Source organism: Variovorax paradoxus EPS (assembly GCF_000184745.1).
Lineage (GTDB): Bacteria > Pseudomonadota > Gammaproteobacteria > Burkholderiales > Burkholderiaceae_C > Variovorax > Variovorax paradoxus_C.
This window is the reverse complement of record NC_014931.1, coordinates 5,345,404-5,367,068: the sequence shown is the minus strand read 5'-3', so window position 1 is coordinate 5,367,068 and position 21,665 is coordinate 5,345,404. Positions and strand designations below refer to the sequence as shown.

21 protein-coding genes are annotated in these 21,665 nt (G+C 66.3%); 18 read left to right on the top strand and 3 right to left on the bottom strand.

What is annotated here, in order from left to right; translation table 11 throughout:
• Positions 1–117: 117 nt before the first annotated feature.
• Positions 118–549, bottom strand: coding sequence for a MarR family winged helix-turn-helix transcriptional regulator (locus VARPA_RS24670; protein ID WP_013543313.1), 432 nt, complete (start codon positions 547–549; stop codon positions 118–120).
• Between the two features lie 361 nt (positions 550–910).
• Between VARPA_RS24670 and VARPA_RS24665 the strand changes: the two genes are divergently transcribed.
• On the top strand, positions 911–1,474 hold the full coding sequence (locus VARPA_RS24665; RefSeq protein ID WP_013543312.1) for a hypothetical protein: 564 nt from the start codon (positions 911–913) through the stop codon (positions 1,472–1,474).
• Between the two features lie 9 nt (positions 1,475–1,483).
• Here VARPA_RS24665 and VARPA_RS24660 read toward each other — a convergent pair whose 3' ends face one another.
• Both VARPA_RS24660 and VARPA_RS24655 read right to left on the bottom strand, forming a co-directional pair.
• Complete coding sequence (locus tag VARPA_RS24660; RefSeq protein ID WP_013543311.1) at positions 1,484–2,422, bottom strand: LysR family transcriptional regulator; 939 nt, start codon at positions 2,420–2,422, stop codon at positions 1,484–1,486.
• A gap of 51 nt (positions 2,423–2,473) precedes the next feature.
• Positions 2,474–3,415 carry a LysR family transcriptional regulator gene (locus VARPA_RS24655; protein WP_013543310.1) on the bottom strand — a complete coding sequence of 314 codons (942 nt, stop codon included), beginning with the start codon at positions 3,413–3,415 and terminating at the stop codon, positions 2,474–2,476.
• A 441-nt stretch (positions 3,416–3,856) separates the two neighbouring features.
• Between VARPA_RS24655 and VARPA_RS24650 the strand changes: the two genes are divergently transcribed.
• From VARPA_RS24650 to VARPA_RS30295, 17 genes are all read left to right on the top strand, one after another.
• Positions 3,857–4,537, top strand: coding sequence for a hypothetical protein (locus VARPA_RS24650; RefSeq protein WP_144299033.1), 681 nt, complete (start codon positions 3,857–3,859; stop codon positions 4,535–4,537).
• A gap of 41 nt (positions 4,538–4,578) precedes the next feature.
• Positions 4,579–5,562, top strand: a complete 984-nt coding sequence (locus tag VARPA_RS24645) for a LysR family transcriptional regulator (protein ID WP_013543308.1) — start codon at positions 4,579–4,581, stop codon at positions 5,560–5,562.
• A gap of 5 nt (positions 5,563–5,567) precedes the next feature.
• Positions 5,568–6,140: a MarR family winged helix-turn-helix transcriptional regulator gene (locus VARPA_RS24640; RefSeq protein ID WP_080559413.1), complete on the top strand. Its 573-nt coding sequence runs from the start codon at positions 5,568–5,570 to the stop codon at positions 6,138–6,140.
• A 167-nt stretch (positions 6,141–6,307) separates the two neighbouring features.
• A complete protein-coding gene (locus VARPA_RS24635; protein ID WP_013543306.1) occupies positions 6,308–7,285 on the top strand; it encodes an AraC family transcriptional regulator in 978 nt (325 codons plus the stop codon).
• A 138-nt stretch (positions 7,286–7,423) separates the two neighbouring features.
• Positions 7,424–7,729 carry a Flp family type IVb pilin gene (locus tag VARPA_RS24630; protein ID WP_013543305.1) on the top strand — a complete coding sequence of 102 codons (306 nt, stop codon included), beginning with the start codon at positions 7,424–7,426 and terminating at the stop codon, positions 7,727–7,729.
• A gap of 24 nt (positions 7,730–7,753) precedes the next feature.
• Positions 7,754–9,643 carry a Tad domain-containing protein gene (locus VARPA_RS24625; RefSeq protein ID WP_013543304.1) on the top strand — a complete coding sequence of 630 codons (1,890 nt, stop codon included), beginning with the start codon at positions 7,754–7,756 and terminating at the stop codon, positions 9,641–9,643.
• 17 nt (positions 9,644–9,660) lie between these two features.
• Complete coding sequence (locus VARPA_RS24620; RefSeq protein ID WP_234974836.1) at positions 9,661–10,647, top strand: hypothetical protein; 987 nt, start codon at positions 9,661–9,663, stop codon at positions 10,645–10,647.
• Positions 10,647–11,363, top strand: coding sequence for a hypothetical protein (locus tag VARPA_RS24615; protein WP_013543302.1), 717 nt, complete (start codon positions 10,647–10,649; stop codon positions 11,361–11,363). Before VARPA_RS24620 ends, VARPA_RS24615 begins: the two co-directional genes overlap by 1 nt.
• Before the next feature lie 13 nt (positions 11,364–11,376).
• Positions 11,377–11,613: a hypothetical protein gene (locus VARPA_RS24610; protein WP_013543301.1), complete on the top strand. Its 237-nt coding sequence runs from the start codon at positions 11,377–11,379 to the stop codon at positions 11,611–11,613.
• Positions 11,614–11,619: 6 nt separating this feature from the next.
• The gene (gene cpaB, locus VARPA_RS30300; protein ID WP_013543300.1) at positions 11,620–12,579 is read left to right on the top strand and encodes a Flp pilus assembly protein CpaB; all 960 of its coding nucleotides are present in this window, start codon (positions 11,620–11,622) and stop codon (positions 12,577–12,579) included.
• Positions 12,580–12,635: 56 nt separating this feature from the next.
• On the top strand, positions 12,636–14,237 hold the full coding sequence (locus VARPA_RS24600; protein WP_013543299.1) for a type II and III secretion system protein family protein: 1,602 nt from the start codon (positions 12,636–12,638) through the stop codon (positions 14,235–14,237).
• Positions 14,238–14,249: 12 nt separating this feature from the next.
• The gene (locus VARPA_RS24595) at positions 14,250–15,893 is read left to right on the top strand and encodes an ATPase, T2SS/T4P/T4SS family (RefSeq protein WP_013543298.1); all 1,644 of its coding nucleotides are present in this window, start codon (positions 14,250–14,252) and stop codon (positions 15,891–15,893) included.
• Positions 15,890–16,747, top strand: coding sequence for a type II secretion system F family protein (locus tag VARPA_RS24590; RefSeq protein ID WP_013543297.1), 858 nt, complete (start codon positions 15,890–15,892; stop codon positions 16,745–16,747). The genes VARPA_RS24595 and VARPA_RS24590 overlap by 4 nt, the downstream gene beginning before the upstream one ends.
• 7 nt (positions 16,748–16,754) lie before the next feature.
• Complete coding sequence (locus VARPA_RS24585; RefSeq protein ID WP_013543296.1) at positions 16,755–17,642, top strand: type II secretion system F family protein; 888 nt, start codon at positions 16,755–16,757, stop codon at positions 17,640–17,642.
• 26 nt (positions 17,643–17,668) lie between these two features.
• Positions 17,669–18,010, top strand: coding sequence for a DUF192 domain-containing protein (locus tag VARPA_RS24580; RefSeq protein ID WP_013543295.1), 342 nt, complete (start codon positions 17,669–17,671; stop codon positions 18,008–18,010).
• Between the two features lie 19 nt (positions 18,011–18,029).
• Positions 18,030–19,238, top strand: coding sequence for a TadE family protein (locus tag VARPA_RS24575; protein ID WP_013543294.1), 1,209 nt, complete (start codon positions 18,030–18,032; stop codon positions 19,236–19,238).
• Positions 19,238–21,502 carry a fused MFS/spermidine synthase gene (locus VARPA_RS30295; RefSeq protein WP_013543293.1) on the top strand — a complete coding sequence of 755 codons (2,265 nt, stop codon included), beginning with the start codon at positions 19,238–19,240 and terminating at the stop codon, positions 21,500–21,502. The genes VARPA_RS24575 and VARPA_RS30295 overlap by 1 nt, the downstream gene beginning before the upstream one ends.
• The last annotated feature ends 163 nt before the right edge of the window (positions 21,503–21,665 follow it).

Genomic DNA, 21,665 nt, shown 5'->3' with positions numbered 1-21,665 from the left:
CGCGGGTGCGGTGCGGTACGTGCGCGAATTCGCGACAAGCCGTGTCGTGTCCGCCAAGCCGAAGACCGTGCCCCTGACCCGATGCGCATCGCTGCGCATCGACGCGCAGCGAGCGCCTCAGCGCGGACCGCGTTCGTCCATGCGCTCCAGCAGTTCGGACAGCAGCGCGCGTTCCGCGAGGCTCATGGGCGCCGGTCGTCCGGTGTCCATGCTGGCTGCGACCGCTTCGGTCTTGTGCACCAATTCGCGCCCCTTGGCCGTGAGGTGGATGCGGCCGGACTCGCTGTCCGCTGCATCGAGATCCCGGCGCAGAAGGCCGCGCGCTTCGAGCCGATCGGCGCTGAAATCCAGGCGGGGCATCGAGATGCCGAGTGCCTTGGCCAGCGAGGGGGGCGTGACCTCCTGGCTGGCGTTCACCAGCACCAGCATCAGCAGCGAGTATTCGATGGTGGCCGGCTGAAGCGGGCTCTTCGGTGGTGCGGCCTGGCTGCGAAATCGAAATTCGCTCGGCACGGTTTGAAGAGGAAGCGGGGATGCAGCAGATTGCATGGGTTCTCCAGGTCAGCGCCCGACGGCGCCGTCATCCCCTTTTTTATTCACGAGGCCGGTTGTTGACCTAATTCATCAGTTCGCGCCGAGGGGAACGCCGCTTCCCTGCTTCCCTGCTTCACTGCATCGGCGCAGGCGGCGTTTGTTCATGCCGTATTCATCTTTCGCTCAGCACCGGTTAATGCGTGCTTCATGCCGGGTGCATCTGGCGCTGATGCAATCGAGTTCTCGGTTCAGGTATCTCCTGTATCGATGGGAGGTATCGAGGAGAACGGCTTTGCGTATGCAGGCCGTTCACCCATGCTTCGCCACTTTGTTGCATTAGTCCGATTACTCCAACCACTCTCGACGGAATCGAAAAATGAAGAAGTTCACGCAAGTCGCCATCGCCAGCCTTTTGATCGGGGGCGCGGTCCTGCCGGCCGCAGCCAGGCAGAAGGACATCGACCACAGCATCACCGAGACCGAAGTCCTGGTGGCCCAGAAGGCCTGGTGCAAGGCGTTGGTCGACATCAGCGCCGCCAACGCAAGCGGCGGCCAGGAAGCGGCCAAGGCGCTCGCCGAGAAGGTCATCGACAGCGCGTATGCCTACCAGTCGGGCGCGGTGCTGTTCAAGCCCACGCTGGCAGCGTCGCCGCAGACCTTCCGCACCGCCCGCGATGGCGCACTGGCGTACTTCGTCGGCGGCAACCCGGCCTTCCCGAACGACACGGGCTTTGCGCTGAAGGGCTGGACCAAGTGCGAGATCCAGAACAGCGCGGTGCTCATCCACCGCGACACGGCCAGCACGATGGGCAACGTGATGTTCACCGGCCCGGACGGCAAGGTCACCACGGTCGACAAGACCTGGAGCTTCGTGAAGGACGATGCGGGCAAGCTGCGCATCGTCGTGCACCACTCGTCGCTGCCGTACGCGAGCCGCTGATCGGTGCGTTCAATCCGGCGGGTTCTGGTCTGCTCCGGCATCCATGCGCAGGACGGCTTCATGCATCAACCCGCGCAGCCAGATCAGCCCCGGGTCCCGGGTGCGATGCCTGTGCCACTGTTGCATCTGTTCCATCGGGGGCATCGGCGTGGGCAGCGGGAACAGCGTGAGCGGCAGCGACTTGCGGGCGATACGGGCGAGCCTCACGTGCATGGTTGCAATGCGGTCGGTGCCCACCAAAAGATACGGAGCGCCCACGAAGCTGAAGGTCGTGGCCTCGACGCGCCTCGCCTTGAGATAGCGCTGCCTGAACCAGGTCTCGAGCGTCGGCTTGTCCATTGCCGGCGGCTGCACCGCGACATGGCCGGCCGTTTCGTACTGCTTGGCCGTCAACGCGCCGGAGCGCGCAAAGCTGCTGTCGTTGCAGACCACGCAGCAGAAGGCTTCCTCGAACAGCAGCTCGGTGGGATGGTCCGGCCAGGCGTAGGTGCGAGGGATCACCATGAGGTCCGCATCGCCGCTCTCCAGAGCACGCTGGGGCCGGTCCAGCAGCGGGATCAGATCGAAACGCACGGTGCGGGATTGCTTCTGGGCCAGCGCGAGCACATGGGGGAGCAGGGTGACGGCCGTGTAGTCGGAAGCGATCAGCTGGAACTTGCGGTCCGACTCCGCCGGATTGAACTCCGGAGCGGCTGCGATGGCGTTGTCCACGCGCATGAGCACGTCGCGCACGGCTTCCTTCAAGCTCTCCGCCCGGCTGGTGAGTTCGAGCTTGCGGCCCACGGGCACCAGCAGCTCGTCGCCGAAATAGGTCCGCAGCCGCGCGAGCGCACTGCTCATTGCAGGCTGGCTCATGTGCAGCTGTTCCGCCGCCCGGCTGATGCTGCATTCCCTGAGCAGCACATCGAGGGCGACCAGCAGGTTCAGGTCCAGGTTCTGAAATCGCATGGTTGTTGTTCTCCTCCGGAATTCAATGGCGCCAGCCGCCGCGCGATGCGGTCAATCCGCGAGGCTCTGGTCGGGTTCGGCGGCATCCATGCGCGCAGCGGCCGCATGAAGCAGTCCGCGCACCCAGACCAGCCCCGGGTCCCGGGTGCGGTGCCTGTGCCATTGCTGCACCTGCTCCAGGACGAGCGCCGGTGCCGGCAGCGCGAACAGCGTGACCGGCAGCCCCTTGCCGACCAGCCGCGCGAGCCTGGCATGCATGATCGCGATCCGGTCGGTGCCCACGACGAGATAGGGCGCGCTCACGAAGCTGAAGGTGGTGACCTCGATGTGCTTCGCCTGCACATAGCGATCCTTGAACCAGCTCTCCAGGGTCGGCTTGTCCATGGCCGGGGGCTGCACCGCGACATGGCCGGCCGCTTCGTATTGCGCGAGCGTCAGTTCGCCGGATCGCGCAAAGCTGCTGTCGTTGCACACCAGGCAGCAAAGCTCCTCCTCATAGAGCGTCTCGGTGGGATGGTCCGGCAAGGCATAGGGGCGCGAGATGACCATGAGGTCCGCATCGCCGCTCTCCAGGGCGCGCTGCGGCCGGCCCGGCACCGGGATCAAGTCGAAGCGCACGGTGCGGGATTGCTTCTCGGCCAGCGCGAGCAAGTGAGGTATGAGCGTGGCCGCGGTGTAGTCGGAGACGGCGAGCTGGAACTTGCGGTCCGATTCCGACGGATCGAACTCCGGCGCGGTGGCGATGCTGGTGTCCACGCGCATGAGGACGTCGCGCACGGCCTCCTTCAGCACCTCGGCCCGGCTGGTGAGTTCGAGCTTGCGACCTACGGAAATCAGCAGGTCGTCCTCGAAATAAGCCCGCAGCCGCGCCAGCGCACTGCTCATCGCGGACTGGCTCAGGTGCATGTTTTCGGCCGCTCTGCTGATGCTGCGCTCCCGCAAAAGTGCATCCAGGGCCACCAGCAGATTCAGGTCCAGCTTTTGAAATCGCATGGTTTTTCTCCTAGTGGATCGATACACCTTGCCCGTTATGCGGGTTTGGCTGAAAAGCGTCTCCAAATTGATTCTGGGGTATCTCCAGAATCGATACGAGGTATCGAGCGAAACAATTTTGCGTATACATCCCGGCCTCCTATGCTTCGCCACTTTGTTGCATTACCGTTTGTTTCACATTTTCTCGCATGCTGTCTTTCCCTCATGTCGCCCTCTTCGCGAATCGATGGTCGACATAGCAGGCGGTACCGGCTCTTCTGAACCAGAGCCCCTGTTTCCCGGCTGAGGCCGGCGTGCGCCCCGGTGGCGCTCGCTCCGATGGCCGCTGCGTCGTGCGACACCGCCGGCGCATGGAAGCCATCCGGAAATCATTTCATTGCACAACGAAGAACAACAAGTGATCGCTAGCCCCATGCATTTCGAAGGCAACAGATGCCCAGGTTGAGGCTCGGCCTGTTCAGGTTGCCGGCCGTCGAAATCGTCGTCGTCCAGACGATCGTCCGGCTGTCCGCGCAGAACGGCTCGTTCCCGTGGAAGCTGGTCGACGAGCCGCCGTTCGACGCGCTGCTCGTCGATGGCACCCTGATCGAAGACCACCTGGCAGAGGTCGAACAGATGGCGCCCGCGGTGCTGACCGTCACGCGCCTGCATTCGGAAGGCATGGCGAACACGCTGGAGCGTCCCATCCGCGCCGAGAAGCTTCAGCAGTGGCTCTCGAACACGGGACGGGAACTGGTCGAGGCGCGACGGTGGGCGGGCGCGGTCAAGCTGGAGTCGGCCCTGTCGCAGGAGCTGCTCGACTCCGCGCGCTTCATGCTTCGCCGCTGGCCTCCGGTTGCGCTCATGGGGCGCAACGAGGACAACGACCGGATGGCCAACCTGCTCTGGCAGCGCCAGATGAGCGTGAGCGAAATGGCCGAACGCAGCGGGCAGTCCGTTTCTCGTTGCGTCGGGTTCCTGCAGGTGCTGCGCAATGCAGGCGTGCTGGACGTGCAGATGGGCGACACGCCGCCCGACGCGCCGAAGTTGCCGGCGGCGCCGCAGCCGCAAACAGAAAGCCCGAATCCCGGGCCCGGCCTCATCGGCGGACTGGTCCGCCGATTCGGTCTGGGTTCGCCATGACGGTGCGCAGGACGCGTGCCCGCCGATCCTCCTTGTGAACGATGCGTTTCAACAAACTTGACCTGAACCTGCTGGTGTCGCTCGATGCGATGCTCGCCGAGCGCAACGTCAGTCGCGCGGCCGAGCGCCTGCATGTGAGCCAGTCCACGATGAGCAGTGCGCTGGGGCGCCTGCGGACGTACTTCGGCGACCCGCTGCTGGTTCAGGTCGGCCGTGGCATGGAACTCACGCCGCGGGCGCAGACCTTGAAGGAAGACGTGCACGACATCCTGGGTCGCCTGGACACCGTGGTCGTGACGCAGCCGCAGTTCGACGCCGCGAAGTCCGACCGCGAATTCCGCCTCCTGGCCTCCGACTACACGCTCGTGACGCTGATGCCGCACCTGCTCGCGCTGGTGCGCCAGCAATCGAGCAGCGTGCGCTTTCAGTTCGCTCCGTTGCCGCAGCTGGACCGCCCGCACCGTGCCCTCGAAGGCGGGGAAGCGGACCTGTTGATCTGCCCGCACAACTACTGTTCGCGCGAGCACCCCACCGAGATCCTGTTCGAGGAAGAGTTCTGCTGCGTGGTGTGCAACGACAGCCCTCTGGCGGAACCCGGCGCCATGACCGTGGCGCGGTACATGGCCGCCGACCATGTGGTGACACAACCCTCGGGGGTCGACCGGACGCCGTTCGTGAGCTGGTTCATGGAGCACCACGGCGTCACCCGTCGCGTCGGCATCAAGACATTCAGCTTCGTGTCGGCGCCGTTCGCTGTCGTCGGCACCGAATACGTGGCGACGGTGCAAAGGCGGCTCGCGCAATTTGCGCAAGGTGCCTTGCCTGTGACGCTGTTGCCGTTGCCTGTCTCGATGCCGAGGATGCAGTTGGCGATGCAGTGGCATCGCAGCCGCACGCACGACTCGGGCCTGGTCTGGTTCCGCAGGCTGCTGGGCGAGGCGGTCCGGCGGATGAACGGCGGCGATGCGAAGGCGGTTGCCCCGGCATCCGCGTCTGCAGGAAATGTTTGGTCCCAACCCTTATGACTCTTATGCGCGATTTCCCCGACACGGTTGCCTTGCGCACCCCCCGTTCACTGGATGACCTGCTGCTCTACCGGATATGGTGCGCGGCGCGTGCGAGCAACTCCATGGTCACCCGCATGGTCGAAGGCGGCTTCGGCATCACGCGCCGCGAGTTGGGAATGCTCGGTGTGCTCGCGCAGGTCGGCGAAGTCACCGCTTCGCGATTCGCGGAGCGCCTGCACCTGGACCGCGCGAGCGCCTCGCTGGCCCTGCGCAGTCTTTCCGAAAAGAAGCTGGTGGAGCGGCGACAGGACACCGATGACCGCCGCCTCGTGCACGTGCGCCTGAGCCCTTCGGGCCAGCAGCTCCTCGACGATCTGCTGCCGCGCCTCGCGCGCCTGAACCTCGATCTCCTCGACGGCATCGACGCAACGCATCTCGAGGTTTTTCTCGATTGCCTGCAGCGTCTGGAAGCGCGTGGGGGTGAGCTGAACGCGCAGGGCGCCGACTCCCCGCAATACCGGCCGCCACCCGTGCGGCGCATGCAGCCCGCGGCGGAAACGCAGCGCTGGGGAATGCCGGCACTTCAGTTGCGCTGAAAAGTGAGTTGCTGTATTTCATTTTGAGCACTGGTCGGAAGCGCGCGTGCCTGCAAACAATTTGCAACCTTGGCACTGCATGACATCTCTTCGCGCTTTTCGCTTTTCATTTCCCATGAAGACACGGCCCGCTCTTCTCACCAACCCGGCACTGGCGGACGGCGCCGATGGATGCATTCGCTGAACGCAGCCTGTGCTCGGCAACGGGCTTGCATGGCGCATCGCCGGGCTGCTTGATGCCCGAGGCCGAAGTCGACCTCGAACCCGCGCGTGCGATCACGCTGGGCTGCGAGCCCTCCGAAGAAGACGGATTGATCCGCTGTCATTCGCATGGTTTTCCTTCACCCCTGGCGCGCTGGCATTGCCATGAGGAATACGAGCTTCACCTCATCGCGGCCACCTCGGGCGAAGCGTTCGTCGGCGACTGGATCGGCACCTTCGACCCCGGCCACCTCGTGCTGTGCGGCCCCCAGCTTCCGCACCACTGGCGCTCGCTCGATGCGCCGCCGGAGGGTGTGCCGCAACGCGATCTGATCATCCACTTTTCGCAAGAGCCGATCTTCGAGGCCGCCGGGAAGATTCCGGAGTTCGTCGAGGCGGTTCAGTTGTTGAAGCGTGCGCAATACGGCATCGAGTTCTTCGGCATGGCAGCCTCGGCCGAGAAGCACTGGAAGGGCATCGAGCGCGCGCGTGGACTCAAGCGGTTCAGCGTGTTCTGCGAGCTCCTCTCCGATCTCGCGCGATGCACCGATTACCGGTTGTTGTCGGGCGTGCAGGCCAGCGGCGGCAACGACATCAAGGCCATCAACAACCTCGCGGCCCGCATCGCCATCGATCCATCGGGAGACATGAACACGGCGGAGGCCGCGAGTGAACTGGGCATGGATGCGGGCCGCTTCGGCCGGCTGTTTCGCCGGTCGACCGGTTATGGATTCGTGGATTATTTGAATCGGGTTCGGATCAAAAAGGCATGCCTTCTGTTGATGCAGACCGAACGGCAGGTCGTATCGATCTGCTATGAGGTCGGCTTCAACAACCTGTCGAACTTCAATCGCAAGTTTCTCGAGATCAAGGGCATCACGCCCAAGGAATACCGCAAGAGAAGCCAGAGAAGGCTCGAACTGGGAAGCAGTCCTTCCGTCTAGGACGGACCCGATCTGCGCCCGTATCCAAAGTTCAATCCCTATCAGGATGAGCGAAAAGTTTATCGGTTTAAGAGGGCTCACCCTCCTACGATTTGGTTGCGTTCCCTTCAATCAACTTCAAACTTTGAGGAGCTTCCAATGCAAGCCAATCGTCTGACAGCCATGAGCCGCCGTATTGCCGCGAAGATCAAGATTCGCGGACAGGGCATGACCGAGTACCTAGTGATCCTGGGCCTTATCGCGATTGCCGCGATTGCGGTGTTCAGCTTCTTCGGCCAGACCATGCGCAACCAGGTGGCCGGCATGGCGCAGGAAGTCGGTGGCAAGACCGGCTCCGCCGAAGTGACGAACGCACAGGCGGCCGCGGCCAAGGCTTCCACCAACGCCGAAGTCAACATGAACATGAGCACCTACACCAAGGGCGGTGCCGACGGCGCCAAGTAAAAACGCCACCGCGTGAGACTGGCAGTGGTTGTCGCTCCGAGGCCTTGCACGATCGCCGACCGCCAGTCGGGGCAGGCGATCGTCTACCTGGTGGCCATGCTGCCGGTCATCTTTCTGAGCGTGCTCGTGGTCTACAACACGGCCCAGTCCACGCGCGAAAAGATCCGGCTGCAGAACACCGCGGACGCGACCACCTACAGCGCGAGCGTGCTCACGGCCAGGACGCTCAACTACCTGTCCTATACCAATCGCGCCATGGCGGGCAACGAGGCGGGCATCGCCACGCTCGCCAGCGTGCAGACCTCCATCGGCGCTTTCGTCACCAGTGCGGCCAATATCCAGGAGGGCCTGGTCGTCGCCAAGGGATTCGAGGGCGCGAACAACTTCGCGCGCAGCCTCAGGCCGATCGTAGGTCTTCCCTACATCCCGAAGTACGCGAGGAACGTGATTCAGGCCTATCGCTTGCAGCGCAAGGCCGACCGCATTGCCGACCTGGTCGAGCCGCTCGCCAAGCCGACGCAGGTCGCGGTCGATGTGCTGCGCGTGCTCGACGAAGGCATCTCCCTCAGCCAGACCGCCATGCTCGCGAGCACGGTGGCACAGATGCCGCAGATCATTTCCGACGTGCTGAAGTCGAACGATCCCGACGTCTCGCTGCCGCGCGGCGAGACCGAAATCTTTGCCACCAAATTCGTGATCGACCTTGGCGGCTACCTGGATTCCTACCAGCAGTCGCAGAAGGGCGCCTTCGAAGAAGGCGAATTCAACGAGGTGATGCGCTTCGCGCACGCCGCGCAAGCCATACGCGACGACTGGACCAAGAAGCGCCGCTTCCTGCCCGACTGGGCCAGCTGGATCGGCGGCAGCCTCGCGGGCCCGTTGCAAGGCATCGTCAAGGAGATGCAGAAGCCTCCGCCGGGCTTCGGCGAAATCACCGGCCTGGTCTTGAACGAGCTCGTCGAGTGGAAGGGCGGCACGGAACTGGTCGCAACCGATAGCTCGGCCAGCGGGGAGATGGGTCGCATCCGCTGGCAATCGGCCGATTCCATCGAGATCAAGTTGCCGCTCGGTGCGCTCTACACCGACATCATCGGCGGCCGGGGCGACATTGCGCGCGGGCGTTTCGGGCTTGGTGCCGGGGCCGCTGCGGCGGGTGGGCCGCACTACATGAGCAGTTGGGAAGGACAGCGCCTGACACTGCGCAGCTACTACCGCGAAGCGCGCGACTACGGCGGCCTGAACGGCAAGATCGACGATGTCGCTTACATGGAGCGCGGCTCCTTCAACTACGCGGCAAACGACAGCAACGGTGGGCCGCTTCTCGGCACCATCCCAGTGCTGGTCTTCAACGCCAAGATGCACTACGGCCCGCGCACCGGCATCGGCACCAGGCTCACGGAGGACTGGACGCTGCCGCGCTATGTGGACGTCAAGGAGCATCCGCCGATGGTCGCCCACGAGGCAGACAACTGGCTCGCGGAGAACGGCATCAAGGGCAGCAACCCGCTCAAGTGGGGCAAGAACACCGACAAGGGCCCGGCGCTCACGCTGGTCGTGCAAAAGGGCGGCGACAAGGTGCGCACCGGCCAGGTGGCCGGCTTCGGCAATCCGGATGCGGATGGCCGCGTGGGCCTTCGGGACAACTTTGCCGGCCGGGAGATCAAGGCGGTGTCGACGGCGCAGGTGTACTTCCGTCGCCCGCAGGACCGCTGGGCGCGGCGCGATTTCTCGACGGACGACCCGCCGATGATCGGCAAGTACAACGTCGGCTTTGCGGGCGGCTACATCGAGCACCGCAGCCTCTTCAGCCCCTACTGGCATGTGCACAACGTGGAGCCCTCGCTGTGGGCCCGTGCCATCGCCGTGGGCGGCACGGCCCTCGGCGCTTCGGCCGACGAAGACAGCGCCAATTGAGCCCGGGAGCACGCCGCTTGAAAACCGATCCGCACCCGCGCGTGGGCTGCGCAATGTCCCGCGCGTCGGGCCATTCGATGACCGAGACGCTGCTCGCGATGAGCTTCGCGGCCCTCACGCTGGCGGCGATTCCCGCCATCGGGGAATACGGCATCAAGGGCATGCAGACCGCTTCGGCCGCAAAGCTGCTCGCCTGGCAGCGCACCGTGTGGATGCCCGGCACGGACGCCATCGACGCGGAGGAGGCCAAGGGTGCGTCCGGCGCCATCAAGAAGTCCGACGACGAAGTCACGCGCGACCTGCGGCGCCACATCTTCCGCGACCGCACGACGCCCGGCATCTCGATCCATGCCCCCGAGATCGCGGAGTTCGAGCCGACGCTCCCGCCCATCGACCCGAACACCGTCAGCGTGAGCGCATCGACCACGGCCGCCCCCCTGCCTTCGCTGCTGAATGCCAGCGACATGCTGTGGGACAAGATCCGCACCGTGCAGGACAAGCTCGGGAGCAACGTGCTGACGGGGTCGCTCGGCAAGTTCACCTTCGTGAGCGGCGGGTACCTGCGCAACGAGGTGAACGTCACGCAGACCAACACGCATTTCAAGCTGGTCCCGCAGATCGCGCTGAGCGAACAGGTCACCATGCTCACCGAGGCGTGGAACGCCGGCGGCACCAACCGCGAGGACAAGAAGATCCAGGGCCTGATGCCGATGAAGCTGCTCGACAGCATCTACTACCAGCAACTGCGCAGCGGCCTTCACCAGACCTCCTACACGATCAACCAGGCCTTTCCCAGCTTCCCCACCTCGAACCTCAATTTCGGTTTCCTGCCGGGCGACCAGACCGAAAAGTCGCCGCTCGACCGCTTCGAGCGGATGCCGGACGCGGGCGCTGCGGATGGCGAGACCGGTGGCGAAGGCGATGCCGTCGGCGGCAGCACGAAGAACAGGTTTCGCTACTACCGCTCCTTTCCACCGCCGCGCGTGGTGAACACGCTGCCCTGATGAAGCGCCAGGCAACGCTGCTGCGATGGGTTCTTTGCCTTGCATGGCTGTGCATGGGCGGGCTCGCGTTCGCCGCGCCGCCGCAACGCGACTGGCCGGCCATTCCGTCGCCCTCCGGTGCGAAAAACTACTGGGTCGCCCAGTACATGGAGCACAACACCATCCCGATGCAGATCCGCGGTTTCGAATCCGCCGAGTCGATGCAGGAGATCTCGCGCTACTACGAGAAATGGTTCGCCGACAAGACCGGGTATGGCGTGAGCAGCGTGGGCGAGTCCCGCGTGCTCGGCGCCCGGCTCGGCGTGTACCAGGTGACGGTGCAACTGCGTGCGGTTCCCTCGGGCACGGTCGGCCGGCTGGTCGCGGCCGTGATCTACGAAGAGGGGGGCGGGAGCGCGGAGGAGCGCGCCGAGCGCGTCGGCAAGGGCTTTCCGCGCCCACCCGGCTCGCTGGTGATCTCGGACACCCTCTCCTACGACGAGGGCCAGCGCAACCGGACCATCATGGTCACCAACGGCGTGAGCGTGGAGACCAATGCGCTCTACCTGCGCGAACAAATGATCCGCCTCGGCTGGACGCTGCTGCAGGACCGCACCGTCGAAGGCGGTGAGCGCTCGGCGCTGGTGTTTCGCCGCGGCGCCGAGGAGATGGTCGTGACCATCGCCCGGCGCGACGACGCCTACATCGTCGTCGCGAGCCAGACCACCCCCGACTAGCCACCACCTCGCCATGCATCCACGCCATCGCCATCGTCCCTCGCCGCGCCAGGCACAACCCGCGGCGCGTCGCGGCCAGCGCGGCCAGCGCGGCCAGGTCATCACCGAATACCTGCTCGTCGCGGGCGTCCTGGCCCTCATGTTGTTCGGCACCTTCCCGGGGGCGGACCGCTCCGTGGTGGAACTCTTCATCAAGGCCTACCGTGATGCCTGGTCGAGCTTTTCGTACGCCCTTTCCTTTCCTTTGTAGTCAGGCATGAAATCATCTCCGGGACTTCTGAAGTTCAAGCAAAGCCTCAAGCGGCTGTCCCCCCTGATCGGTGCGCTGCTGCTCGGCCTGATGGCCGCGGGCCTGGGCTGGTATTACCTCAGGGCCAGCGAGCGCGAGATCGCCGCCAGCCTCGAGAAGGATGCCGACAGCCAGCGCCGCGACGTGGTCGTGGCGCGCCAGCCGATCGGCGAAGGCAGCCAGGTGCTGCCGGGCATGGTGGCCAAGCGCTCGGTGCCCAACGAGTACCTGCACAACGATGCACTCACGCCCGAGTCCTTCGCGCAGTTCGCGGGGCGCCAGCTCACCGTGCCGGTGGCTGCCGGGAAGCCGCTGCTGGCCTCGTTCTTCGCGGCGCCGCGCAAGGTCTTCGCGCAGGAGATCGAGCAGGGCGTGCGCGCCGTCACCATTCCGGTGGACGAGATCAGCTCCATCTCGGGCATGCTGCGCGCGGGCGACCGCATCGACTTCATGTACGTGGTCGAGAAGAGCGCGGCCAACGATCCCTCGGTGGTGATCCCGCTGCTGCAGGACGTCGAGGTGCGCGCCACCGGACAGATCACTTCCGAACAGTTCGCCGCGATGAGGAAGCGCGCCGATGTCTCGGCCGACACCGACCCCTATGCGCGGCAGCGCTACGCCACCGTGACCGTGGCGGTCCAGCCGCAGGATGCGCAGAAGCTCATCCTCGCGCAGCGCCTCGGAAAGATCATCGCCACGCTGCGCAACCCCGAAGACCGGGCCACCATGACCACCGGCGTCGATGCGGTCGATCTGGACGCCATCGTGAGCGGCTTCCGGCCGCAGCGCGCGGTGCCGGTCGCGGCCTCGCATGCGGCCGGCGGCTCCGGCGTCGAATACATCGTCGGCGGCCGCAGCGGCGGCGGCGGTGCCATGTCGCCGGGCCTGGGCCAGGCCCGGTCGCAGGACGAAGTTCCCTCGCACTGATGCCGCACATCGCCCAACATCGGGTGCCCGTTTCCCTCACCTCCAGAAGAAGTCCGATGAATCCCGAGCGATATGTTTTGGCAGCCGCGATGCTGTGCCTTGTTTTGGATGCCGCGGCCCAGGAGCCGCGTGCCGGACGAGGCGGCGACGGCGTCGACGCCGCCTCGTCCGTGGGCACCGGCCGCGGTGCGGCGACGGCGCCGCCGGGCCCCGCGTCGGCATCCCGCGGCACCGAGCGGTCGCCGGGCATCCGCCCCACGACGCCACCACCGCAGGCAGTGGACGAGGCCGAGCTGCAGCGCATCGCCGCGCGCGCCACGGTGATGCAGCGGCTGCCGGATTCGCTCACGCTCTATGTCGGCCAGATGGTGCTGGTCAAGATGCCGGGCGTGGCCCGCGTGGCGATCGGCAACGGCAAGGTGATGGAAGCCCGCGTGCTCGACGGCGCGAACATGCTCATCACCGCGCAGGATGGGGGCGACAGCACGCTGCATGTCTGGGACAAGAGCGGCGGCATCCGCAAGGTCAAGGTGCGGGTGAACGTGGTGGACCTGGACCGCATCGCGGGCGAGCTGCGCGAGATCACGCGCGGCATCTCGGGCGTGAACATCCGCCGCGTCGGCGAACGCATCATCATGGACGGCAACAGCCTCGATCCGGCGGCGGTCGAGCGCCTCAATACAGTGGCGCAGCTCTACGCTCCCGCGGTGGTGTCGCTGGCCACGGCGGACCGCATCCGCGTGGACCGCATGGTCGACATCCAGGTGCGCATCGTCGAATTCAGCAAGAACGCGCTGGACGACCTGGGTGTGCGCTGGCAGACCTCGGGCGACGGATTCAACTTCGGCCTGTTCTCGGACATCGCCTCCAGCGGCAGCTACCGCGTCCTGCCCGACGGCTCGGCCTTCAACACCTCCACGCCGCAGGGCACGGCGCTGCTCAGCCAGAACCGCCGCACGCCGCAGGCCTACCTGGGCATCGGCCTCACCCTCGGCTCGCAGATCAACCTGCAGGTGCAGCGCGGCAATGCCTTCCTGCTCGCCTCGCCCAACCTCTCCACGCGCAGCGGCGGCGAGGCCAAATACCTGGCCGGCGGCGAAATTCCGCTGCCTGCGCTCAGCACGCAAGGGGCGGGATCGGTCGAGTTCAAGCCCTATGGCGTGCGCCTGAACATCAAGCCGATTGCCGATGGCGAGGGGAACATCTCGGGCAGCATCCTCACCGAGGTGAGCAGCATCGACCCCAGCGTGGCGGTGCAGGGCATTCCGGGCTTGCTGATCCGCCGCACCGACACCGAGTTCAACGTGAAGACGGGAGAGACCATCGTGCTGTCGGGCCTGTTGAGCCGCGAATCCTCGCGCGCCAGCGATGGCCTGCCGGGCTTGCGCAACACGCCGGTGATCGGCCGCGCCTTCCGTGCCGACAAGGACATCGACAAGGAGCAGGAAGTGGTGGTGTTCATCACGCCGCGCGTGGTGGATGCGGCCTGGAGCCAGCCGCGCGTCGAGCGCGCGCGCCAGATCGAGCAGGACGTCGGCAGCAACTTCGGCACGCTGACCGAGGACAAGTCGGACCCCCGCGGCGCGCGTGCGCGGTTGCCCGCGTTCGACATGGGCGGCATTCCCGCCGGCACGCCCGGCCAGCCGGTCGCTCCCTGAGAACCCGCCGTCATGCACAAGGTCTTCGTCAATTCGCCCCAGCAGGCCGTGCGCGAGGTCGCGCTCGACATCCCCGAGGTCCAGATCGGCAAGGACACGGCGAGCCACATCGTGCTGTCGGGCTGGAACGTCGCGAAGCTGCACGCCCAGTTCGTGGTGCACGACGAAGAGGTGTTCGTGCAGGACCACGGCAGCCTCTTCGGCACCTGGGTGGACGGCAACCGGGTGACGCGCTTCGGCCCGATGAAGGGCGGCGAGGAAATCATCATCGGCGGCCATACGCTGGTGGTGTCGCTCGACGTGGCGCTGCGGCCGGCCAGTGCCGGCCAGCAGGACGCGGCCGAGGCGGCACAGCTCGCCGAAACCGCGCTCGCCATCGAAGACCCGCTGCTGCACTGGCGCCGCGCGCTGCACCGCACGCTGCTGGAGCAGTTGGACAACCGCCGCATCGACACCGCGCAGATGAAAGACGAGGAGCTGCGCTCGAACGTGCGCGCGCTGATCAGCGAGATCATTCGCGACTCGCGCGAGCTGCCGGCCGACATCGACCGCACGCTGCTGAGCCAGCAGTTGCTGGACGAAGCCATCGGCCTCGGTCCGCTGGAGGTGCTGCTCAAGGACGAAAGCGTCTCCGAAGTGATGGTCAACCGCTTCGACGAGATCTGGGTCGAGCGCTCCGGGCGGCTGGAACGCACCAACGTCGCCTTCACCAGCAACATCGCGGTGCTGGGGGCCATCGAGCGCATCGTGACGCCTCTCGGCCGACGCATCGACGAGAGCTCGCCGATGGTGGATGCGCGCCTGAAAGACGGCTCGCGCGTGAACGCGATCATTCCGCCGCTCGCGCTGCGCGGGCCGAGCGTCACGATCCGGAAGTTTCCGAAGAACCGCATGGGCCACGAGGGCATGATCCGCACCCGCTCGATCACGCCGCAGATGGTGGAGTTCATGCGCATCGCGGTGGAGGAGAAGCTCAACATCATCGTCTCGGGCGGCACGGGCACCGGCAAGACGACGCTGCTGAACATGGTGTCGAACTTCATCCCGGCCAACGAACGCATCGTGACCATCGAGGATGCGGCCGAACTCTCGCTCGGGCAGCCCAACCTTGTGTCGCTCGAATCGCGGCCGCCCAACATCGAAGGCAAGGGCGCCATCGCGATCCGCGACCTGGTGCGCAACTCGCTGCGGATGCGGCCCGACCGCATCGTGGTGGGCGAGTGCCGCGGCGGCGAGGCGCTCGACATGCTTCAGGCCATGAACACCGGCCACGACGGCTCGCTCACCACGCTGCACAGCAACTCGCCGCGCGATGCGATGTCGCGGCTGGAAGTGCTGGTGACCATGGCCGGCATGAACATCCCCGTGGCGGCGATTCGCGAGCAGATTGCTTCGGCTGTCGATCTGATCGTGCAGCTCACGCGCTTTCCGTGCGGCAGCCGCAAGGTCACGCAGATCACCGAGATCACGGGCTTTGCCGACGGCATGATCCAGATGCAGGACGTGTACGTCTTCCGGAAGACCGGCGTGGACGCCGAGTTCAAGACGGTCGGGCATTTCGCGGCGGCCGGCACGGTGCCCGACTTCTTCACGCGCCTGCAGGAGCACGGCCTGAAGCTGGACCTCGAATTCCTGTTCGGCGCGGCCGAGGCATGAAAGCGGCGTTTCTCATTGCATCGGTGCTCTGCGGCATGGGCTTCATCATGCTGTGCGGCTACCTGCTGATGAAGCGCTCGCCCGAGCTGGCCGGCAAGGTGATGTCGAAGCTGCAGGCGAGCGGCCGGCGCACGCTGAACCTCTCCGAATTCCAGGCGCAGCATGCGGTGGCGTTCGCCTCGGGCCATGCGTTCCTGGTGGCGCTCTGCGGGGCGATCGGCTGGCTCATTTCGGGCAATCCGCTCGGTGGCCTGGTGGCGGCGACGGTGCTGTACCTGCTGCCCGCGCGCTGGTTCGCATGGCAGCGAAAGAAGCGCAGGCAGCAGATCGAATCGGAACTGCCCGATGCGCTGCTCTTCATTGCCAGCGCGCTGCGCGCTGGCAGCGCTTTGTCGGTCGCGGTGCAGGTGCTGGTGCGCGACCAGCAGGGGCCGCTCGGCCAGGAGTTCGGCCTCGTCCTCAAGGAGCAGCGCCTGGGCGTGAGCTTCGACGATGCGATCCAGAAGATGTCGCAGCGCCTGGGCATTCCCGACTTCGTGCTGGTGGTGGTGGCGCTGCGCGTCTCCAAGGAAGTGGGCGGCAATCTGTCGGAGCCGCTGCAGGTGCTGGCCGAGACGCTGCGCAGGAAGGCCATTCTCGAAGGCCGCATCCAGGCGCTCACCGCGCAGGGCCGCATCCAGGGTCTGGTGATGACGCTCTTTCCGCTGCTGCTGATGGGCGTGCTCTACCTGATGCAGCCCACCATGGGATTGCTGTTCTCCACCAAGATCGGCTGGGCCGTGCTGTTCGTGATCGGCGTGATGCTGTTCCTGGGCTACGCGATGATCCGCAAGATCGTGGCCATCGACATCTGAGATCGCCATGCGCTCGCTGATCCTCCTGGCCATCATCTTCCTGTGCGCGACCGTGGGCGTGATCCTGCTGCTCTACATGATCTCGCTGATCCGCAAGGCCAAGCCTTCGGAGCGGACCCACATGGACCCGCTGCCGCGCATGCTGCGGCTGGTGTGGCCGGTGGTGAACATCCTGCAGTTCCATGTGTCGGAGATCGCGCCTACCTCGATGCTCGTCAAGCGCAAGCGCCAGTTGCAGCTCGCGGGGCTGGAGTTCGTGCTGAAGGCCGAGGAGTTCATCGCGGTGCAGGTGGTGTCGCTGGTTGTCGTGGCCGCGCTCGGCCTCTGGACGGCGGGCCTCCTCGGCGCGATGGCGGGCACCAAGGTGTGGGTCACGCTGATGTCGTGCGCGATGGGCTGGTACTACCCCGTGATGTGGATGCGCGACCGTCGCAAGAAGCGCGAGAAGAACATCCTGCGCACGCTGCCAGGCTACCTGGACATGATCACGCTGTGCTGCCAGGCGGGCCTGAGCTTGACCGGCGCGATCGCGCAGGCGGTGCAGAAGGGGCCGGGCGGCGCACTGGGCATCGAGTTCGACCGCATGATGCGCGAGATGCGCACCGGCGTGAGCCGCATGGACGCGCTCAACGCCATGGCCGAGCGCCTGGACAACAAGCACATCAAGAGCCTGGTGTCGAACCTCACGCAGGCCGAGTCGCTCGGTGCGAGCCTGGCGGACACGCTCTCGGCAATCTCCGACCAGCGCCGCACCGAGCGCTTCCAGCACGCCGAGAAACTCGCGATGGAGGCGCCCGTGAAGATGATCGGCCCGCTGGTGATCTTCATCTTCCCGGTCACTTTCATCATCATCTTCTTTCCGCTGGTGATGCAGTTTCTCCAGACCCAACGCTAGGACGCCAGGAAGCTTCCGGAACCACCATGCGCATCGTCTCCCTCCGCTCTCCCCAGGCCCAGCCCTTCGGTCCCGTGCGCGTGGCCGAGCGCGGCTGGGACCGCACGCGCGGGCTGCTCGGGCGGCCGCGGCTGGCCGCGAGCGAAGGCCTGCTCATCGCGCGATGCAGCTCGGTGCACACGGTGGGCATGCGCTATCCGATCGACGTCGTCTTCCTGGACCGCAGCGGCCAGATCGTTCGCATCGTCGAGCGCCTGAAGCCGATGCGCATGGCCTGGTGCCCCGGCGCGGCCAGGGTGCTCGAGCTGAACGCCGGCCAGGCACGCCACCTGGCGCTGATGCCGGGCCTCAAGTTGTCGGGTTGGTAGGCGGCCCCGGGAGAACGACATGCATCGCACCCTTCATTCATCGCGCTGCTCCGAGCGGCACAGGCATCGGCGGCATCAGCGCGGCATCTCGATGACCGAGACCGTGATCGCGCTGCCGGTGCTGATCCTGTTCGTGATGTGCGTGGTGCAGTTCGGCCTCATCTACCGCGCGCGGCTCACGCTCGAATATGCGGCGCACGAGGCGGCGCGCGCGGGTTCGCTCAACAACGGCATGCCGCTGCCCTTCGTCTTTCGCATCGGCAGCGCGGCGCCGGGGCTGGGCAAGCTCAACAGCGCGGCGCTGGAGCTCACCACCAACGCGCTCACCCGCGGCAGCGTGTGGCAGGGGCTGGTCAAGGGAATGATGCCGCTGAACGTGGCCGACCCGAGCGTCGGCGGCATGTTCAAGGGCTGGGTCGCCACCAACAAGGACCTGATCGATTCGGCCTGCATCGAATACCTGAACCCCACGCAGACCACCTTCATCGACTGGGCCTTCATCGAGAACTTCGGCGAGAACCGCTGGATCCTGCAGATCCCCAACGACACCATGCGCTACCGGAAGCCCCTGCCCTACGAATACAAGGCCAAGGCCATGGGCAGCGCCGCGGGCATCAACGACCCGCTGCCGCCCGATGCCGAGCTGCGCGGCACCACCTCGAACAAGACGCTGGGCGAATCGAGCGTGCTGCACCTGCGGGTGCACTACGGCTACCGGCTGGGCATTCCGGTGGCCAACAAGATCATCCTCCTGGCGCTGGAGGGCTACAAATACGTGGGCGAGGCCTGGTATCGGCTGTTGTCCACCGACGGTGCGGCGGCACCGGGCACCGACTTCCGCCTCAACCAGCTCGACGCCTACTACATCGCCAACGGCAAGATCCCGCTGGTGGCCGAGGGCGTGGTGGGCATGGAGTCGCCGATGTACTGGCACCCGTTCTATTCGTTCGGCCCGACGGGCGACCGCAGCATCGAGTCGCAGTGGGACCCGGCGTGGAGCGCCAACGTCGGCAACAACGTGCTGGAGGCGCCCGGTGACCTGATGACCAACGTCTACGCCTTCGTGCGCAACAGCAGCACCGAGTGGGCCACGCAGTTGCTGGCGCGCGGCGTCGACGCGCTGGCCGACAAGGTGGGCGACGGCAATTCCTTCTGTCCGGCGCTCTGGGGCGACGCGGTCAGGGAGCAGCTGGACAAGGTGCCCAACCCGAACCAGGCAGGGTCTTGATGGCGGAGACGAGAAGGGCGGGAGAAGGCTCCGGCGCGCTTGCCCACTGCGCATCGACGATCTTCGTCTCGGCGTTCCTGCTCTTCCTGGTGCAGCCGCTGATCGCGCGGCAGATCCTGCCCTGGTTCGGCGGCTCGGCCGCGGTGTGGACGCTGTGCCTGGTGTTCTTTCAGGTCGTGCTGCTCGTCGGGTATTTCTATGCCGACTGGCTTTCGCGCCGGCCGCTGCGCACGCAGGCCATCGTGCATGCGCTGTTGCTGCTTGCGGCCTGCGCGATGCTGCCGGTGATTCCCGATGCGGCGTGGAAGCCGACCGGCCAGGGCGACCCGGCGACGGGCGTGCTCGCCGTGCTGGCCGCCACCATCGGGCTGCCGTATCTTGCGGTGTGCACCACCGGGCCGCTGGTGCAGAGCTGGGTCGCGCGGCTGCATGCCGGCGATGCGCCGCGGCAGGCGAAGGTCTACCGGCTGTTCGCGTTGTCGAACCTCGCGGCGCTGTTCGCTCTTGTGGTTTATCCCTTCGTGCTGGAGCCGGTATTCGCGCTGCGTGCGCAGGCCATCGCATGGTCCGCTGGCTTCGGGCTGTTCGCGGTGCTGGCGATCGTGTCGGTGCTCGCGGTGGCGAGGGCGAAGCCGTCGCCGGTGGCGGCCGCCATCCACGCACCTGCCGCGGTGCCGGCATCGCCGCTTTCATGGGCGGACCAGGCCCTGTGGCTCATGCTCTCCGCACTCGGCACGGTGGCGCTGCTCGCGGTGTCGGCCTTCATCACGCAGGACATCGCCTCGGTGCCGATGCTGTGGATCGTGCCGCTCGCGCTCTACCTGCTGAGCTTCGTGCTGTGCTTCGACAGCGACTTCTGGTATCGGCGCTGGCTCTTCTGGCCCGCGGTGCTGGTGCTGGCGCCGGTGATGGGCTGGTACCTCAACACGCCGCAGCGCTCGCTGCCGATTCCCGCGGCCATCGGGCTCTTCTGCGCTGGGCTGTTCGCGATCTGCATGGTCTCGAACGGCGAACTCGCGCGGGCGCGGCCCGGCCCCGCTCGGCTTACGCGCTTCTACCTTTTGCTGTCGCTCGGCGGCGCGCTGGGCGGCATCTTCGCGGGCGTGGTCGCGCCGCATTTCTTCAACGGGTACTGGGAGCTGCCGGCGAGCCTGGCGGCACCGGGGTTGATCCTGCTGTGGCTGGTGCGCGGGCGCCAGCAGTGGGTGTGGTTCGGGTTCGCGCTCGCCGTGGTGGTGGGTTTTGCCGCGTTCCTGCGCATGGACGCGGTCGCGGTGTCGACGAATGTCTTCTACGCCTCGATCGCCGCGCTGGCCTGTTTGGCGGTGCTCTACACCGCATGGCGTGCGCGTTCATGGGCGGCGGGCGCGGGGCTGGCGGGTGTGCTGGTGTCGGCGATCGTGGCCTGGCTCTCGATCGCCAGCGTGCGCGAAGCCGACAACCGCACGATGCTGCGCGTGCGCAACTTCTACGGCGCGCTGCGCGTGGAGCAGTTCGGCATTCCGGGCGCGCCGACCGCGTCGCGCCGGCTGATGCACGGCGTCATCTCGCACGGCGAGCAATTGCAGGGCGCGGTGCAGCGGCGCCTGCCGAGCACCTACTACGGGCCGGAATCCGGAGCGGGGCTCGCGCTGCTCACGAACCGCGGTGCATCGCAGCGCGTGGGCGTGATCGGCCTGGGCGTGGGTACGCTCGCGGCCTTCGGGCGCAGCGGCGATACGTTCCGCTTCTACGAGATCAATCCGCGCGTGACGGCGGCGGCGCGCTCGCACTTCACCTACCTCGCCGACTCGGCCGCGACGGTCGAGATCGCACAGGGCGATGCGCGCCTTCTGATGCAGCAGGAGCTCGAGGCGCACGGCTCGCAGCGCTTCGACGTGATCGTGGTCGACGCCTTCTCGGGCGATGCGATTCCCATGCACCTGATGACGCGCGAGGCGATGGCGCTCTATCGCCGGCACCTGCTGCCCACGGGCGTGATCGCGTTCCACATCAGCAACCGGCACCTCGCCCTCGCGCCGGTGGTCAAGCGCCTGGCCGAAGACGTGGGCATGCAGGGGGTGCGCATCGGTTTCAAGCCTGCGCCCGGCAACCCGACGCTGGAGCACGCCTCGGAGTACGTGCTGCTGACGAACGACGGTCGCTTCCTGCAAGACCCGGTCGTCCGCGAGCGCGGCGAGGCCATCGATGCCACCGGCGTCGCGACGTGGACCGACGACCACAGCAACCTGTTGGCCGCGTTGCAATGGACGATCAAGCCCTGAGGCGTTGAGAGGCGATCCGGCATGGCCGCTCGGCCTCTTAGCTGAATTCAAAGACCAGGTCGCGGGTGTCGATGCGTGCATGCGCGAGGCGCGCGCCGTCATGCAGGAGACAGACGGACGGGCCCGGGCCGGGCACCATGGCGCAACCGTTCCCCGACCCATC